This window comes from Pantoea sp. alder81 (assembly GCF_020179835.1).
In the GTDB taxonomy this organism is placed as follows: Bacteria; Pseudomonadota; Gammaproteobacteria; order Enterobacterales; family Enterobacteriaceae; genus Pantoea.
The window spans coordinates 382701-396652 of the sequence record NZ_JAIUDA010000002.1; the positions used below are offsets into that span (position 1 = coordinate 382701).

Here is a 13952-nt window from a genome sequence, read left to right on the forward strand (position 1 = left end):
TTTATGCCAGCCAGCGGTGATATTCGTTACACAATAGCCAGCGCGGATCTTCATCCTCATCAATCGGATTGAAGCGCGCCAGCGGAGTAAGAAACACGTTGTCGTGCTCGTCATCGTTGGGCATCGAGACTTCGCCAACCAGCACATCGCCATAGCCCTCTTCGCCCCAGAAGCTGTGCCAGATACCGGGCAGCAAGGTGACGCTTTCACCAGGCGACAGACGCAGTTGCGATCCCGCCGCATGAGTCTGGCGGATGCCATCTAAAGTGACATTTACCGGTGAGTCATCAAGCCGGTCGCCCGCGCGGTTATGCAGCGTGACGATCAGATTTCCGCCGCCGCGATTGATGATGTCTTCCATCTTTTGTGGATGGTAGTGCATCGGCGTTACCTGCCCCTCGCGCACGTGCATGATTTTCTCAGCGTAAGGTTTTCCCCACGGCTGCCCACCACGCGAGCCGTTGCGCAGGGTAAACAGGGTTAAGCCGGTCTGAGAGAAATCATCAGCGCCGAAACTGGTGACATCCCAGCCCAGATGCAGCGCCAGCAGCTCTTCCGCGCTCTGTTTGTCCAGCGCACGCCACTGGCTGAGGCCATAGTCGGCCCAGGGCGGCAGATGCACGTCCTGACGCATAAAGAATTCGCGGGTGAGTTGCAGAATGGCGTTCACTTCGGATCGATGCATAACTCCCTCTCCCAATGCGGGCGGCCCAGAGACCGCCTCAAGAAACCAACCTTATTTCACCGTCCAGCCTTTGTAGTTGCTGACGGTATTACGATCGATCATGGTGACCGGGATCAGCACCGGTTTGTCAGGCGCCGGTTTGCCCTGCAGGATGTCGTAGCCAATCTCTACCGCTTTTGCCGCCATCACCTGCGGGTCTTGCGCTGGGGTGGCAACGAACAGCGAACCTTTACGCTTCAGCGCTTCTTCGCCGTCTGGCGATCCATCGACGCCGACAATAAAGAACTCACTGCGCTGGGCCTGCTTAGCGGCCAGATCGGCGCCAATCGCAGTAGGATCGTTAATCGCAAACACCGCATCGATTTTCGGATTGGCTGACAGCAGTCCGGTCATCACTTCCAGGCCACCATCACGGCTGCCCTTGGCGTTCTGGTTATAGGAGAGCAGCTTGATATCAGGATGGGTTTTCAGCTCGGTCATGCAGCCTTCAACACGGTTTTGCACCGCTGACACCGGTGGTCCGTTGATGATCACCACGTTGCCTTTGTTTTTCAGACGGTCAGAGATGTATTTACAGGCCATGGCGCCTGCCTGGGTGTTATCGGAAGTAATGGTGGCATTAGCACCGTCAGCCGCCACGTCGACAGCCACCACCACGATGCCCGCATCACGCGCACGTTTCACCGCGGGTGCGATACCTTTGGAGTCGGCAGCGTTGAGGATAATCATGTCCACTTTGGCGGCGATAAAGTTATCAATCTGCGCCACCTGCTGACCAAGATCGTATCCGCTGGAGACCAGCGTCACGTTGACCTTATCGCCCGCCAGTTCCCGCGCCTTCAGCTCTGCCCCTTTGGTGATCTGCACGAAGAACGGGTTGGCGAGATCGCCGACGGTGACACCAATGGATTTCAACTCTTTGGCCTGCACCAGTGGCGCACTCAACAACGTCGCCGCCAGCAGTCCGGTAATAATCGGATTAAAACGCATAGTCGATGTTCTCCTGCTTTTATGATTATGTTGGCGACCCAGCAGATCGCCGTGGTATGACAGCCTGTTGCAAATACACCCTTAACCCACGTGATGACGTGTGCGGTACTTATCGATGAGCACAGCGATAATGATCACTGCGCCCTTGATGACCAACTGCCAGAAGTAAGAAACGCCCATCAGCGTCATGCCGTTATTCAGCGTGGCGATAATGAGCGCACCAATCAGCGTCCCGGTGATGGTGCCGATACCCCCCACAAAGCTGGTACCGCCCAAAATCACCGCGGCTATCGCATCCAACTCGTATCCCACACCCAGGTTACCGTTGGCGCTATAGAGACGTGAGGCACTCATCAATCCGCCCAGTCCCGACAACATGCCGCTCATGGCATAGACAAACACCAGCACCATGCCGACCTTGATCCCGGTGAGGCGCGCGGCCTGCACATTGCCGCCTACGGCGTAGATGTGCACACCCAGTGTGGTGCGGCGCAGAATGAACCAGCACAAAGCTATCACCGCAAAGGCAATGATGATCAACCAGGGCACTGACCCGAGATAGCCATTACCGATCCACTCGAAATTGATGTCAGAGTTAATCACCGTGGTGCCATCTGCCAGCAGATACGCCGCACCGCGCAATGCGGTATAGGTACCGAGCGTGACGATAAACGGCGGCAAACCGGCCCCCGCCACCAGAATGCCGTTGAACAGCCCCATAATCAGACCCGCACCCAGCGCTGCCGGAATGGTTAAGCTGGCAAAAGCCGGATCCAGCGATACCACCATCGCCACCACCGCTGTGGTACCCAGCATCGATCCTACTGACAGGTCGATCCCGCCGGTGAGGATCACGAAGGTCATACCCGCCGCCAGCACAATGTTGATTGACGCCTGACGGGTGATGTTCAGTAGATTTCCTTCGGTAAAGAAGTTCGGCGCAACAAAGCCAAACACCGCCACAATCAGGATCAAAATTGGCAGAATGCCCACCGTTTGCAGCAGATCGCTCATCAAGGCGCGTTTGAGCGTAGGACTTTTTACGCGTGCAGTTTCACTGGTCATTGCGGTCTCCTCAGGCCTGTACCGGCTGTGCGCCGGTGGCCAGTGTCATTATGTTTTCCTGGCTGATCTCTGCGCCGCTCAGCTCTCCGGCAATACTGCCCTCGCGCATCACGTACACGCGGTCACTCATCCCGACCACCTCCGGCAGTTCGCTGGAGATCATCAAAATCGCCACGCCCTGTTGCGCCATCTGATTCATCATGCGGTAGATTTCACTCTTGGCACCGACATCCACGCCGCGCGTGGGCTCATCCAGCAGCAAAATGCGCGGTGCAATCGCCACCCAGCGTGAGATCAGCAGTTTCTGTTGATTACCGCCCGATAGCCCGCCGGCCCGTACCTGGGCGTGCGGCACACGAATGTTGAGTGATTCAATGGCATCGCCGGCAATCTTCTGCCCTTTGCGCCGATTAAGCAGACCGTAACTGGCATCGCGTTCCAGCGTCGCCATCACGATGTTTTCCTGCGCTGCCATCTCAAGAAACAGCCCCTGCTCTTTACGGTTCTCGGTGAGGAAGCCAATGCCACGTGCTATGGCATCACGCGGTGAATGGATTTTGACTTTCTCGCCATCTATCCAGATTTCGCCGCCCCTGGGCTGATGCACGCCAAAAATCAGCTGCGCCAGCTCACTGCGTCCGGCACCGACCAAACCCGCCAGCCCGACAATTTCTCCGGCGCGCACTGCCAGACTGCTGGGATGCACTTTGCGGTTATCGGTCAGGTGATTGACGGCGAGGCGGATCTCACCAAAGGGAATGTTGCGGTCTTTGTTGAACAAATCGCTCAGCGGACGCCCGACCATCGTGCGCACCAGTTCGGTGGCATTGAGTTGGTCGCGCGTCAGGCTGCCAACATACTGCCCATCACGTAATACGCTGACGCGATCGGAGAGCTCATACACTTCCGCCATGCGATGGCTGATATAGATAATGGCCATGCCTTCACTGCGCAGGCGTTTAATCAGCGCAAACAGCTGTTCGGTTTCGCGATTGGAGAGTGCCGCCGTGGGTTCGTCCATCACCAGGATGCGGCTGTTGCGATGCAGCGCGCGGGCGATCTCCACCTGCTGCTGTTCAGCGATACTGAGTTTGCTCACCAGATCGTTGGCACTGAATTGGGCACCCAGACGGTTAATAACCTGCTGTGCCTCTTCCGCCATCTGCCGCCGTTTCACCAGTCCGCCACGGGTAATCTCACTGCCGAGAAAAATGTTCTCTGCTACGGTGAGATTGGGGGCCAGATTGATTTCCTGATAAATCAGCGTGATGCCTGCCGCCAGCGCCTCTTTTGGGCCCTTGATGGCGTAGGGTTTACCGTCGATAAGAATTTCCCCGCTGCTGGCGGTATAAGCGCCGGCCAGAATCTTCATCAGCGTACTTTTCCCGGCACCGTTTTCGCCCATCAGCGCATGGACTTCACCTGGCCACACGGTCAGATCCACGCCCTTTAACGCGTAGAAACTGCCAAAGCGTCGGGTGATTTCGCGCATTTCTAATATCGGTGTCGCCGCCATCGCCAGGCTCCTGCTGTCTGAAGTTGTCGCCGAGTGTTGCAACACCAGATAAATGGAAAATGTCAGCGGCCATTCATATTTGTCATATTGCGCCCCGGTCACGCTTTTATACTCGCCGGGAATTGAGAGGTAAGGAGTGGCCGTTATGAGTCAGAGTCTGCACTGGCACGCTGGCGCGCGGGGTCGCCTGCTGCTGTTTAACCTATTAGTGGTGAGTGTCACGCTGGCAGTGAGCCTGGTGGCTATTTTTGGATTTCGCCACGCCGGTCACATTCAGGAGCAGGCACAGGCGCAAACCCTGGCCGATATGAACGGTAGCCTCGCGCTGGCGCGGGATACGGCCAATGTGGCCACTGCCGCCGTGCGGCTGGCGCAGGTAGTGGGTGCGCTGGAGTATCAGAGTGAGTCGGCACGCCTGCAGCAGACGCAGCAAGCGTTACAACAATCCTTATCCCTGCTGGCAAACGCGCCCCTGGCCGCACAGCAACCTGAACTGCTGGCGCGCATTCGTGAACGCAGCCAGATGCTGGAGCAGAGCATCAATCAGCTGTTACGCGTTGGCCATCAGCGCCATTTACAGCGCAACGTGATGCTGAGCGGCCTGTGGCAGGCGCAATTACTGCTGAATCGCATTGATGTGCTCGCCAGCGACGGCGCTTTCATGCCGCTGCGCCAGCAAACGGATGCCCTGTTAAAGGTGGCGATCCAATCCACTGCACCGCAAGCCGCTGAACAGCAATTACAGCAGGTACTGCCGATCTGGTCCGCCTTGCCGTTACAGGATGCGCTGGCAATGCAGCGTGACCGATTGGTGGAGACGACGCGCAGCCTGCAGCCGGTTGCTGAACAACTGGAGCAGAGCGATATCGCGATTGCCTACGCGACCTATCGCATCAAAGCGCTGGTTGCTATGCTCAACAGCAATATCACTCATTATGTGCAACTCGTCGCGCAGCAGAGCGATGCGCGCAGTACCGCCACGCATCAGGAACTGGACTCCATCATCGGTTTTATTGGTCTGTTTATGCTGCTGGCACTGCTGATCACCGGTTACGCGGGTTATTACATCTATCGCAACCTGGGTTCCAGCCTGACCGCTATCGCCCACGCCATGACGCGTCTCGCCCAGGGTGAGAAAAGCGTCAATGTGCCGGGATTATCCCGGCGTGATGAGTTGGGTGATTTGGCGCGGGCTTTCAACGTCTTTGCGCGCAATACCGCTTCACTGGCCCACACCTCCCGCCTGCTAAAAGAGAAAAGCAACCAGCTGGAATCCACTTTCCTCGCGATGCGTGATGGCTTTGCGCTGTTCGATAACAGTGGGCAACTGGTGGTGTGGAACGCGCAATATGCTGAGTTACTTGGCATTCCGGCGCGCGATCTGCATCGCGGCCTGCATTATCAACGTCTGTTAGAGCGGATGGATGTGCAACTCACCAGCCTGCACGATGCGCAGGAAGTTCGCCTGCCCGACGGTCGCACGCTGGAGTTACGTTTCAGCCCGGTGCCGCGCCGTGGCATGGTCAATACCGTACTGGAGCGCACCACGCGTAAAGCGCTGGAAGAAGCGCTACTGCACAGCCAAAAAATGAAAGCCGTGGGCCAACTCACCGGCGGTATCGCCCACGACTTTAACAATCTGCTGGCCGTCATTATTGGCAGTCTGGCACTCACCGTGGGCCAACTCCCCTCCGGTTCGCTGGCCAGCCGTATCGAGCGGGCGCGTCTTGCAGCAGACCGTGCGGCACAGCTGACCCAGCGGCTGCTGGCTTTCTCGCGCAAACAGGCACTTTATCCGCGAGCGGTATCGGTGGTTGAGCTGGTCGATAACCTGCACTCACTGTTGCAGCACTCGCTGCTACCCGGCCAGCATCTGGTGGTTGATGCGCAACGGCCCGGCTGGCCGGCGTGGATCGATGCCGGGCAACTGGAAAATGCCCTGATGAATCTGGTGGTCAACGCGCGCGATGCGATGGAAAAGCAAAGCGGTGAAATTCGCCTGCGCATCTGGAACCAGCGTATGCAGGGGGCGGATGGCAAGCGCGATCGTGTGACCATTGAAGTCATCGATCACGGATGCGGCATGTCGGCCGAGGTGCGTGAACAGGTGTTTGAGCCATTTTTTACCACCAAAGAGACCGGCAGCGGCAGCGGGCTTGGGTTGTCGATGGTGTATGGATTTGTGCGTCAATCCGGTGGTCAGATCGAGGTGGAAACCGCTCCCGGTCAGGGCACTACCGTACGCCTGCTGCTGCCGCGCGCACCGGAAGCGGTCCAGCCCGCGCCGACTCTTCCCGAGTTTACGCCGGGTGCCAGCAACGACCGGTTGGTGTTGGTGCTGGATGATGAACCCGCTGTCAGACAAACATTATGTGAGCATCTGCATCAACTCGGCTATCTCACCTTAGAGTGCGGCGATGGCGAGTCCGCACTTACGCTGCTGCGGCAGACGCCAGATATCGAGTTGCTGATCAGTGATTTGATGTTGCCCGGCGCATTAAACGGCGCGGATGTGATTCGCCAGGCACAGCAGCAGTGGCCAGAACTGGCCACACTGCTGATCAGCGGTCAGGATTTGCGCCAGAGCCAGGTCACTTTGCCGCTGTGCGAACGGCTGGCAAAACCCTGGCAACAGGCGCAGTTGGCGCAAGCGCTCGAGCGCGCCTGGCAACGCAGTGAACGGCTCAGTCGCGCACGGCAGGCTGCCACAGCGGCAACGGTTTCCCCGTGATGTAGCGTTTACGCAGTTTGCTGGAGATGACATCCATGATCATCACCACACCGACCAGAAGGATGGTCAGGAACATCACCACATCCCAGTTCCACAGGCGCATGTTTTCAGCATAAACCAGTCCGACGCCACCCGCGCCGACGAAACCAAGCACCGCTGCCGAGCGTGTATTGGACTCGATCTGGTACAGGCTCAACGCCAGGAAGGTCGGAAACGATTGAGTAAAGATGCCGAAACGATGTTTCTGCAGACTGTTGGCTCCCACGGCACCTAATCCACGGCTGGGTGAACGCTCCACGGCTTCATGCCCTTCCGCATACAGTTTGCCCAGTAATCCCACATCCTGCACCACGATAGCCAGCACACCCGCCAGCGGTCCCATGCCAACGGCACGCACAAAGATCAGGCCCCAAATGGCCATATCAACACCGCGCATAATATCCAGCAGACGACGAACCAACAGGGAGATGGGTCGGGCAATCGGATCGTGCATCACGTTGCGGGCAGCAAGGAAGGAGACCGGCAACGCAATCAGAGAAGCGGTCAGCGTACCGGCAAACACAATCGCCAGCGTGATGCCAATCTGGGAGAAGTAGTAACCAAATGGCCAGTTCATAAAGTCTTGCCACACAAACATGCGCAGGAAGTAACGGCCCAGCTGCTGGCAGCCTATCAGGAACCGACTCCACTCAATGCCAAAAAACTCAAAGAAGAACAGGTAATAGAGCACCACGGCAAGGGCCACGATAGCCACGCGGCGCAGATAACGGTTTTGCGCAGCGAACAGAGCAGGATGTTCCTGCTTCAGCTTCGCCACATCCGGCGCTAATGCAATCATCTTACATTTCCTTCTACCACACGGCGGCGCAACCAGCCTGAGACCGTATCCAGCAGCGACACCACTACGATAATCAACAGCAGCGTCATGCTGACCTGATCATAGCGATCCAGTTTGATATTGGTCATCAGCTCCTGGCCGATGCCGCCCGCCCCCACTAATCCGAGGATGGTAGAAGAGCGGAAATTCACTTCAAGGCGCATAAAGCTGTAGGAGAGAAACGTCGGTTTCACCTGCGGCCAGAAGGCAAAACGCATGCGCTGCAGTTTGCTGGCACCGCACGCCGCAAGGCCGCGCACCGGTTTGTCCGAGGCGCTTTCAATCGATTCATAAAACAGTTTGGTCAGGCTGCCCACCGTGTGCAGTGCCAGCGCGAGGAAGCCGGGAATGGCTCCGATGCCAAACGCCATCACGAACATCACCGCCCACGCCAGCTCCGGCATGGTGCGCAGGAATGCAACGAAGGCGCGAATCGCCATGCGCACGCTGCGCGGCGTTTGGGTATTGTCGGCGGCGAAAAACGCCAGAACTCCAGCCACCATCACCGCCACAATGGTCGACGACAGCGCCAGCTGTAAGGTTTCCCAGATCAGCGGCAGCTGGAAATGCAGGCGGTAGCCCCAGTAAGCCAGCGAGCCCTCGGTTTTCACATCGGAAAACAGCACTGGCAGATGCAACACCGGCACGGTTTCGCCGATGTAATCGAAAAAGTGTGGCAGTGATTGCCAGACGGTAACCAGGTTAAATTCCGCCATCTTGCCCGCAGCGAGATAGAGCGCCACCAACAGCAGCGACCAGAGCACAGTATCGCGCTTTTGCTGGCGGCGAATGCGTTGGTAGTAGTGTTCGAAATCGGTCAAGGGGGATGTCCTGTGGTCGAGGGTGCGGGGATGAATCAGGTCGCCATAAATGGCGTCATCAACCGGGTGCGATATTTGGCCGGGTCGCCATAAATGACGTCATCAAACCGGTGCGATATTTGGCCAGGTCGCCATAAATGACGTCATCAAACCGGTGCGATATTTGGCCAGGTCGCCATAAATGGCGACCCTACGGGGAGCGTTATCCTGTAGGGTGCGCATTTATGCGCACCGCTGCCGATAACCGCACCCAGCTAAATTAACCGCGCGAACCTTTCATCAGATCACGTTTCATATCAATGATGTTCTGATAATCAGCTACGGTGGCTGGGCCGATATGCTGGGCTCCGCCTACCGCTTTAATAAAGCAGCTGTGGTCTTCTTTATCCAACTTCTTGATCGCCGCCACCAGCTTCTGCTTGAAGTCAGCGGGCAGGTTATTGCTCACCAGAATTGGGCCATTCGGGATCAGCGGAGACTGCCAGATGATGCGAATTTTCTTCATCAGGTCAGGCTGGTCCATACGCATCATGCGGCCAAAGGCACCTGAGGTGTAACCCTTGTCATAATCACCGATCAACGAGGTCCAGGTCACTGCGCCTTCGAACTGACCGTTCAACACGCCAAGGATGTCCTGCTCGTGGCCGCCAGAGAAGGTCACGCTAGAGAAGGTGTTGTTGTACTTGTCGTCAACTGTGCCGCCGAACTCTTTCTTGAACGCCTGGTTTGGCATCAGGAAGCCAGAAGTTGAATCTGGATCGGCCATACCGAATGATTTGCCTTTCAGGTCTTCCAGCTTTTTGTACGGGCTGTCTGCTTTTACGATCACTACAGAGTGGTAACCCTGTGAACCGTCTTTGTCATCCACCACGATACCGACGATGTCTACGGCTTTCGGGTTCTGCAGATAGACTGAAGCGTAAGATGCCGGAGACATGCTCAGCACCATATCAATTTTGTTACCCAGCAGACCCTGAATCACGCCTGAGTAATCAGACGAGTTGCGCATTTTGGTATCGACATTCAGCTCTTTGTCGAAGAAATCTTTCACGCACTGGTTATCGCCGATCTGCTGAGTGGCGTTCTGTCCACCCAAAATCCCGAGGTTCAATTCTTTTGGTGCATCCGCTGCGTTAACGCCAAAAGTCATTGCAACAGTCAATAAAGCTAAAGAGGTCAGTTTCATTCGTCGTTTTTCTCTTGCCGTGGGAGTTAGTGGAGCTGGTTAATTTCGTCGCCGTACAGCTCGTGCAGCAAGCCGTCGGTCAACTGAGAAGGGTTTCCGTCAAACAGCACTTTGCCACGCTGAATACCGATCACGCGGGTGCAATACTGTTTCACCAGTTCAATCGAGTGCAGGTTCACCATCACACTGATGCCCTGCTCGCTGACCTGGCGCAGCACATCCATGATGCGCTTGGTGTTTTTAGGATCGAGTGAAGCCACCGGCTCGTCCGCCAGCAGAATGCGCGGGTTTTGCATCAACGCACGGCAAATCGCCACGCGCTGCATCTGTCCGCCTGACAGGTTCTCCGCACGCTGCAGCGCCTGAGGCAGCATGTTCATCCACTGCAGCAGCTCAATCGCCCTTGCGCGGTCCGCTTCAGAGAACACTTTGAAGAAGGATTTCAGCGTCGAGGTTTGGCTCAAACGACCCAGCAGTACGTTGGTCAGCACATCGAGGCGCGGCACCAGGCAGAAGTCCTGGAAGATCATGCCGCATTCGCTGCGCCACTCGCGCATCTGGCGGCTGTTGAGCGTCACCACATCACGATCGACTTCGCCCGCATGGTTGCTGAGAATCGCGCCTTGTGAAGCACTGATAGTGCCGTTCAGCATATGTAGCAGTGTCGATTTGCCTGCGCCTGAGCGACCAATCACGGCCACCAGCTCGCCCGCATGCAGATCGAAGCTGACATTATCCAGTACACGGTTTTCACCGTATGCCTTGCACAGCCCCTGTACCGACAGCACCTTGTTGCCCTGTCCAGCGTGTGGGACGTAAGGATTATCGATAACGGTTTTCAGTAATGCCTGTGCCATGGTGCACTCCAGTCTCTGAGGTCTTGATTGCCCGTTATTACGGGCAAATCCGATGAAGACTTGATGACAGTAAAGTGATTAAACAGTGACAGCGTGTGAAGAACCGACGGTGATGCTCTGCCCATCCATGGCGGCCAGTACATTGTCTGGTAAGCGATTATTGAGTAATCAGCTGTCCATCTCATGACTGAGATGAATCAACCACGCCTGGCGCGGCGCCAGCTGTTCAATAATCTGCAATGCGCGCATCACATCGTTATGATTGCGAACGCTTTCTCGTGGGGGATCGTTGCAGTCAATCACCAGTTGGTCGAGCGGTTGACCATCAAGAAAATCTGCAGTATCGGGTGGCAATCCGCAGGTATCACACAGCCACGCAAGGCGCGTACCGTGCCAGTCGAACAGGTAACCATAAGTGAGTTTTGAGTGCTGTAACGGCAGCGGAGTGACCTGCAGCGCGCCAAAGCTGTGTGGCACAAAAGGGGTGAGCGCGGAACGGAAATCCAGCAGGCCAGGATGTTTAAACAGGTCATCACATCCCTTCTCGTCCGGCGGCGCCCACACCGGAATCGGCTCACCTAATCCCCAACGCAGGCTGAACAATCCGGCCACGTGATCCATATGAAAATGGGTAAGCAATATTCGGCTCAATTCACCAGGGCGGAAACGCTGATGCAGATCGTGGCGACCGGCATCCAGCAAAATACGCTCGCTGCCGGTGTCGATCAGCGCACTGGTCGCCCCCCGCGCAAAACGCGGTTCCAGGCGCGCACGTTCACAGGCGTAGCAATCGCAGCCGAACAGCGGCGCAGACTGCACGCCCCCCGTGCCGAGAAAAGTCAGTTTCATGGTGGATGCTCCAGCAGCTGGCGCAGCCTGTTGAGCGTGTCGCTCAGTGCGCCATCGTTATTAAGCGGATGGCAGTGCGCGGGCAGCGGTTCTGCCGCACGCGCCAGCCGTTGGCTAATCTCTGCTTCACTTTCACGTCCACGCTGTCGCAAGCGCGCTTCCAGCACCGCAGGTGAGACTTGCAGCACCAGCGGCAACAGCTGTGCGCCGTAATGCTGCTCGACAATCGGCAGATGCAGACGTGAACCATTCACCAGCACGTTCAATCCCCGCGCCAGCCAGTGATCGATCTCTTCTCCCAGCCCGTAACACAGGCCATGCGCCTGCCAGCTGATGGCAAACAACCCCAGTGCCTGACGTCGCCGAAATTCTGCCTCGCTCAGCGCCACATGATTTTCGCCCCCGGCATCGGCCGGGCGCGTAATGTAACGATGGGCAATCACCAGGTTATCCGGCGGCACCTCACGCAGCGCGTTTAACAAACTGTCTTTACCCGAGCCCGAAGGCCCGGTTAGCCAGATCAGGCGCGCCATCAGAACACCAGCCTGCCCTGTGACCAGACGTGGCGAATGTGTGGATGTCCATGTTCGGTATGCGCCAGCACCAGGTCGGCACGCATGCCTTCAGCAATCACACCGCGATCGTGCAGGCCAATCGCGCGAGCCGGATTACGGGTCACCAGCGCGGCGGCTTGTGGCAGCGTCAGGCTGTTGCGTTCATCGGCCACTAAGCGGAACACCGCATCCAGCAGGCTCGCCGGATAGTAGTCGGATGACAGGATATCCAGCAGGTCATGGCTGGCCAGCTCCGCTGCCGCCACGTTGCCGGAGTGCGAGCCACCCCGCACGATATTCGGCGCACCCATTAACACCTGCATACCGCATTCGCGCGAGGCGCGTGCCGCCTCCAGCGTGGTAGGGAACTCAGCAATGGTGCTGCCGACGTCATGTGATTCGGCAACGTGTGCCGCCGTGGCATCATCGTGGCTGGCAATCGGAATGCCGCGCGAACGGCACAGACCGGAGATGGCATTGCGGTTCGGCGTTGAAAACTCGGCGGCCAGCGCCAGTTGCTCACGCTCGAACTGATCCATCTGCTCATCATTCAGCGAATATTTGCCCTGATAATAGAGGCGATACATTTCCAGCGAGGCGTACTGGCGCTGACCTGGCGAATGGTCCATCAGCGACACCAGTGACAGCTCCGGCGTGCTCATCAGCTTTTCAAACAGCGGGAGCGTGGTGTTATGGGGCAGCTCACAGCGCAGATGCAGATGGTGATCGACACGGTTGATGCCTTTGCGGTTACTGTCCTGAATCGCGCTGATCATCTTGCTTAGGTTTTCAATGCGATGTCCGCCATCACGCACATCACCAACACCAATCGCATCCAGCACGGTGGTAATACCACTGGCGACCATCAGCGCATCGTGGCTGCTCATGGCCGAGTGCGCCGGCCAGTCCACTTTCGGACGCGGTGTGAAGAACTTATCGAGGTTATCGGTGTGCAGCTCGACGAGCCCCGGCAGCAGGAAGGCATTTTCGCCATCCAGTGCGCCCGCTAATTGACTGGTACTGTCACTGAAGCTGGCAATGCGACCCTCGCGGATCTCCAGCGAACCGGTGACAACCTCATGCTCCAGCACCAAACGGACGTTATTGACGATCATGCTTCTGCTCCTGTTTTAACCGGCTGCATGACGTGCAGGCGATCGGCCACGCGTGCGCGCACCGCTTCGTCATGGAAAATACCCACAATGGCGGCACCACGGGTGCGCGCCTGTTCAATCAATTCCACTACCGCCGCGCTGTTAGCGCTGTCGAGTGAGGCGGTAGGTTCATCCAGCAGCAGCACCGGATAGTCGGCGATAAAGCCCCGCGCGATGTTGACGCGCTGCTGTTCACCGCCGGAGAAGGTCGAGGGCGCGAGTGACCACAAACGCTCCGGCACATTGAGGCGTGTCAGCAGCTCTTTGGCGCGCTTCTCACAGAAAGCGCGCTCCACGCCGCGCTCCAGCAGCGGTTGCATCACGATCTCCAGCGTCGGTACGCGAGGGATCACCCGCAGGAACTGGCTAACCCAGCCGACGGTTTCGCGGCGAATCGCCAGAATCTGGCGCGCCGGGGCCTGCGCCATGTCGATCCACTCACCCTTATGTTGCAGCCAGATGTGACCGCTGTTGGCCTGATAGTTGCCATACAGCGCGCGCAGTAAGGTGGATTTTCCGCTGCCGGAACGACCGTGCAGCACCACGCACTCACCGGCGCACACTTCAAGATTGGCATCCTGCAGCACCGGCAGCTCGGCGCTGCTCTGGTTGTGCAGCACGAAAGTTTTGCTGAGTTTCTCTACGCGCAATAAAGGTTGCATGTTGA

At 57.3% G+C, this 13952-nt stretch carries 12 protein-coding genes and 1 pseudogene; 1 reads left to right on the forward strand and 12 read right to left on the reverse strand.

The window, feature by feature from the left end; all coding sequences use genetic code 11:
• Position 1: 1 nt before the first annotated feature.
• From LBW88_RS06760 to LBW88_RS06775, 4 genes are all read right to left on the reverse strand, one after another.
• Complete coding sequence (locus LBW88_RS06760; protein ID WP_224931489.1) at positions 2-685, reverse strand: D-lyxose/D-mannose family sugar isomerase; 684 nt, start codon at positions 683-685, stop codon at positions 2-4.
• A gap of 51 nt (positions 686-736) precedes the next feature.
• Entirely contained in the window at positions 737-1675 is a 939-nt protein-coding gene (locus LBW88_RS06765; protein WP_224931487.1) for an ABC transporter substrate-binding protein, read from the reverse strand.
• 81 nt (positions 1676-1756) lie between these two features.
• The gene (locus LBW88_RS06770; RefSeq protein WP_224931485.1) at positions 1757-2740 is read right to left on the reverse strand and encodes an ABC transporter permease subunit; all 984 of its coding nucleotides are present in this window, start codon (positions 2738-2740) and stop codon (positions 1757-1759) included.
• Between the two features lie 10 nt (positions 2741-2750).
• On the reverse strand, positions 2751-4256 hold the full coding sequence (locus LBW88_RS06775; RefSeq protein ID WP_224931483.1) for a sugar ABC transporter ATP-binding protein: 1506 nt from the start codon (positions 4254-4256) through the stop codon (positions 2751-2753).
• 145 nt (positions 4257-4401) lie between these two features.
• Between LBW88_RS06775 and LBW88_RS06780 the strand changes: the two genes are divergently transcribed.
• Entirely contained in the window at positions 4402-6987 is a 2586-nt protein-coding gene (locus LBW88_RS06780) for an ATP-binding protein (RefSeq protein ID WP_224931481.1), read from the forward strand.
• On the opposite strand, the gene phnE (LBW88_RS06785) is transcribed toward LBW88_RS06780, so the two are convergent.
• From phnE (LBW88_RS06785) to phnL, 8 genes and pseudogenes are all read right to left on the reverse strand, one after another.
• Positions 6941-7825, reverse strand: coding sequence for a phosphonate ABC transporter, permease protein PhnE (gene phnE, locus LBW88_RS06785; RefSeq protein WP_224931479.1), 885 nt, complete (start codon positions 7823-7825; stop codon positions 6941-6943). The two genes, LBW88_RS06780 and phnE (LBW88_RS06785), sit on opposite strands and share 47 nt — an antisense overlap.
• A complete protein-coding gene (phnE, locus tag LBW88_RS06790; protein WP_224931478.1) occupies positions 7822-8685 on the reverse strand; it encodes a phosphonate ABC transporter, permease protein PhnE in 864 nt (287 codons plus the stop codon). Before phnE (LBW88_RS06790) ends, phnE (LBW88_RS06785) begins: the two co-directional genes overlap by 4 nt.
• A 259-nt stretch (positions 8686-8944) precedes the next feature.
• On the reverse strand, positions 8945-9871 hold the full coding sequence (gene phnD, locus LBW88_RS06795; protein WP_224931477.1) for a phosphonate ABC transporter substrate-binding protein: 927 nt from the start codon (positions 9869-9871) through the stop codon (positions 8945-8947).
• 26 nt (positions 9872-9897) lie between these two features.
• Complete coding sequence (gene phnC / locus LBW88_RS06800) at positions 9898-10728, reverse strand: phosphonate ABC transporter ATP-binding protein (protein ID WP_224931476.1); 831 nt, start codon at positions 10726-10728, stop codon at positions 9898-9900.
• 78 nt (positions 10729-10806) lie between these two features.
• Positions 10807-11577: pseudogene (gene phnP, locus LBW88_RS06805) on the reverse strand (phosphonate metabolism protein PhnP).
• Entirely contained in the window at positions 11574-12110 is a 537-nt protein-coding gene (gene phnN / locus LBW88_RS06810; RefSeq protein ID WP_224931475.1) for a ribose 1,5-bisphosphokinase, read from the reverse strand. The pseudogene phnP and the gene phnN overlap by 4 nt, the downstream one beginning before the upstream one ends.
• The gene (gene phnM, locus LBW88_RS06815; RefSeq protein WP_224931474.1) at positions 12110-13246 is read right to left on the reverse strand and encodes an alpha-D-ribose 1-methylphosphonate 5-triphosphate diphosphatase; all 1137 of its coding nucleotides are present in this window, start codon (positions 13244-13246) and stop codon (positions 12110-12112) included. Before phnM ends, phnN begins: the two co-directional genes overlap by 1 nt.
• Complete coding sequence (gene phnL, locus LBW88_RS06820) at positions 13243-13947, reverse strand: phosphonate C-P lyase system protein PhnL (protein ID WP_224931473.1); 705 nt, start codon at positions 13945-13947, stop codon at positions 13243-13245. The genes phnM and phnL overlap by 4 nt, the downstream gene beginning before the upstream one ends.
• Positions 13948-13952: the final 5 nt, after the last annotated feature.

Coding starts and splice junctions, on each gene's coding strand:
- LBW88_RS06760 (WP_224931489.1), bottom strand. CDS start 685: ATGCATCGATCCGAAGTGAACGCCATTCTGCAACTCACCCGCGAATTC.
- LBW88_RS06765 (WP_224931487.1), bottom strand. CDS start 1,675: ATGCGTTTTAATCCGATTATTACCGGACTGCTGGCGGCGACGTTGTTG.
- LBW88_RS06770 (WP_224931485.1), bottom strand. CDS start 2,740: ATGACCAGTGAAACTGCACGCGTAAAAAGTCCTACGCTCAAACGCGCC.
- LBW88_RS06775 (WP_224931483.1), bottom strand. CDS start 4,256: ATGGCGGCGACACCGATATTAGAAATGCGCGAAATCACCCGACGCTTT.
- LBW88_RS06780 (WP_224931481.1), top strand. CDS start 4,402: ATGAGTCAGAGTCTGCACTGGCACGCTGGCGCGCGGGGTCGCCTGCTG.
- phnE (WP_224931479.1), bottom strand. CDS start 7,825: ATGATTGCATTAGCGCCGGATGTGGCGAAGCTGAAGCAGGAACATCCT.
- phnD (WP_224931477.1), bottom strand. CDS start 9,871: ATGAAACTGACCTCTTTAGCTTTATTGACTGTTGCAATGACTTTTGGC.
- phnC (WP_224931476.1), bottom strand. CDS start 10,728: ATGGCACAGGCATTACTGAAAACCGTTATCGATAATCCTTACGTCCCA.
- phnN (WP_224931475.1), bottom strand. CDS start 12,110: ATGGCGCGCCTGATCTGGCTAACCGGGCCTTCGGGCTCGGGTAAAGAC.
- phnM (WP_224931474.1), bottom strand. CDS start 13,246: ATGATCGTCAATAACGTCCGTTTGGTGCTGGAGCATGAGGTTGTCACC.
- phnL (WP_224931473.1), bottom strand. CDS start 13,947: ATGCAACCTTTATTGCGCGTAGAGAAACTCAGCAAAACTTTCGTGCTG.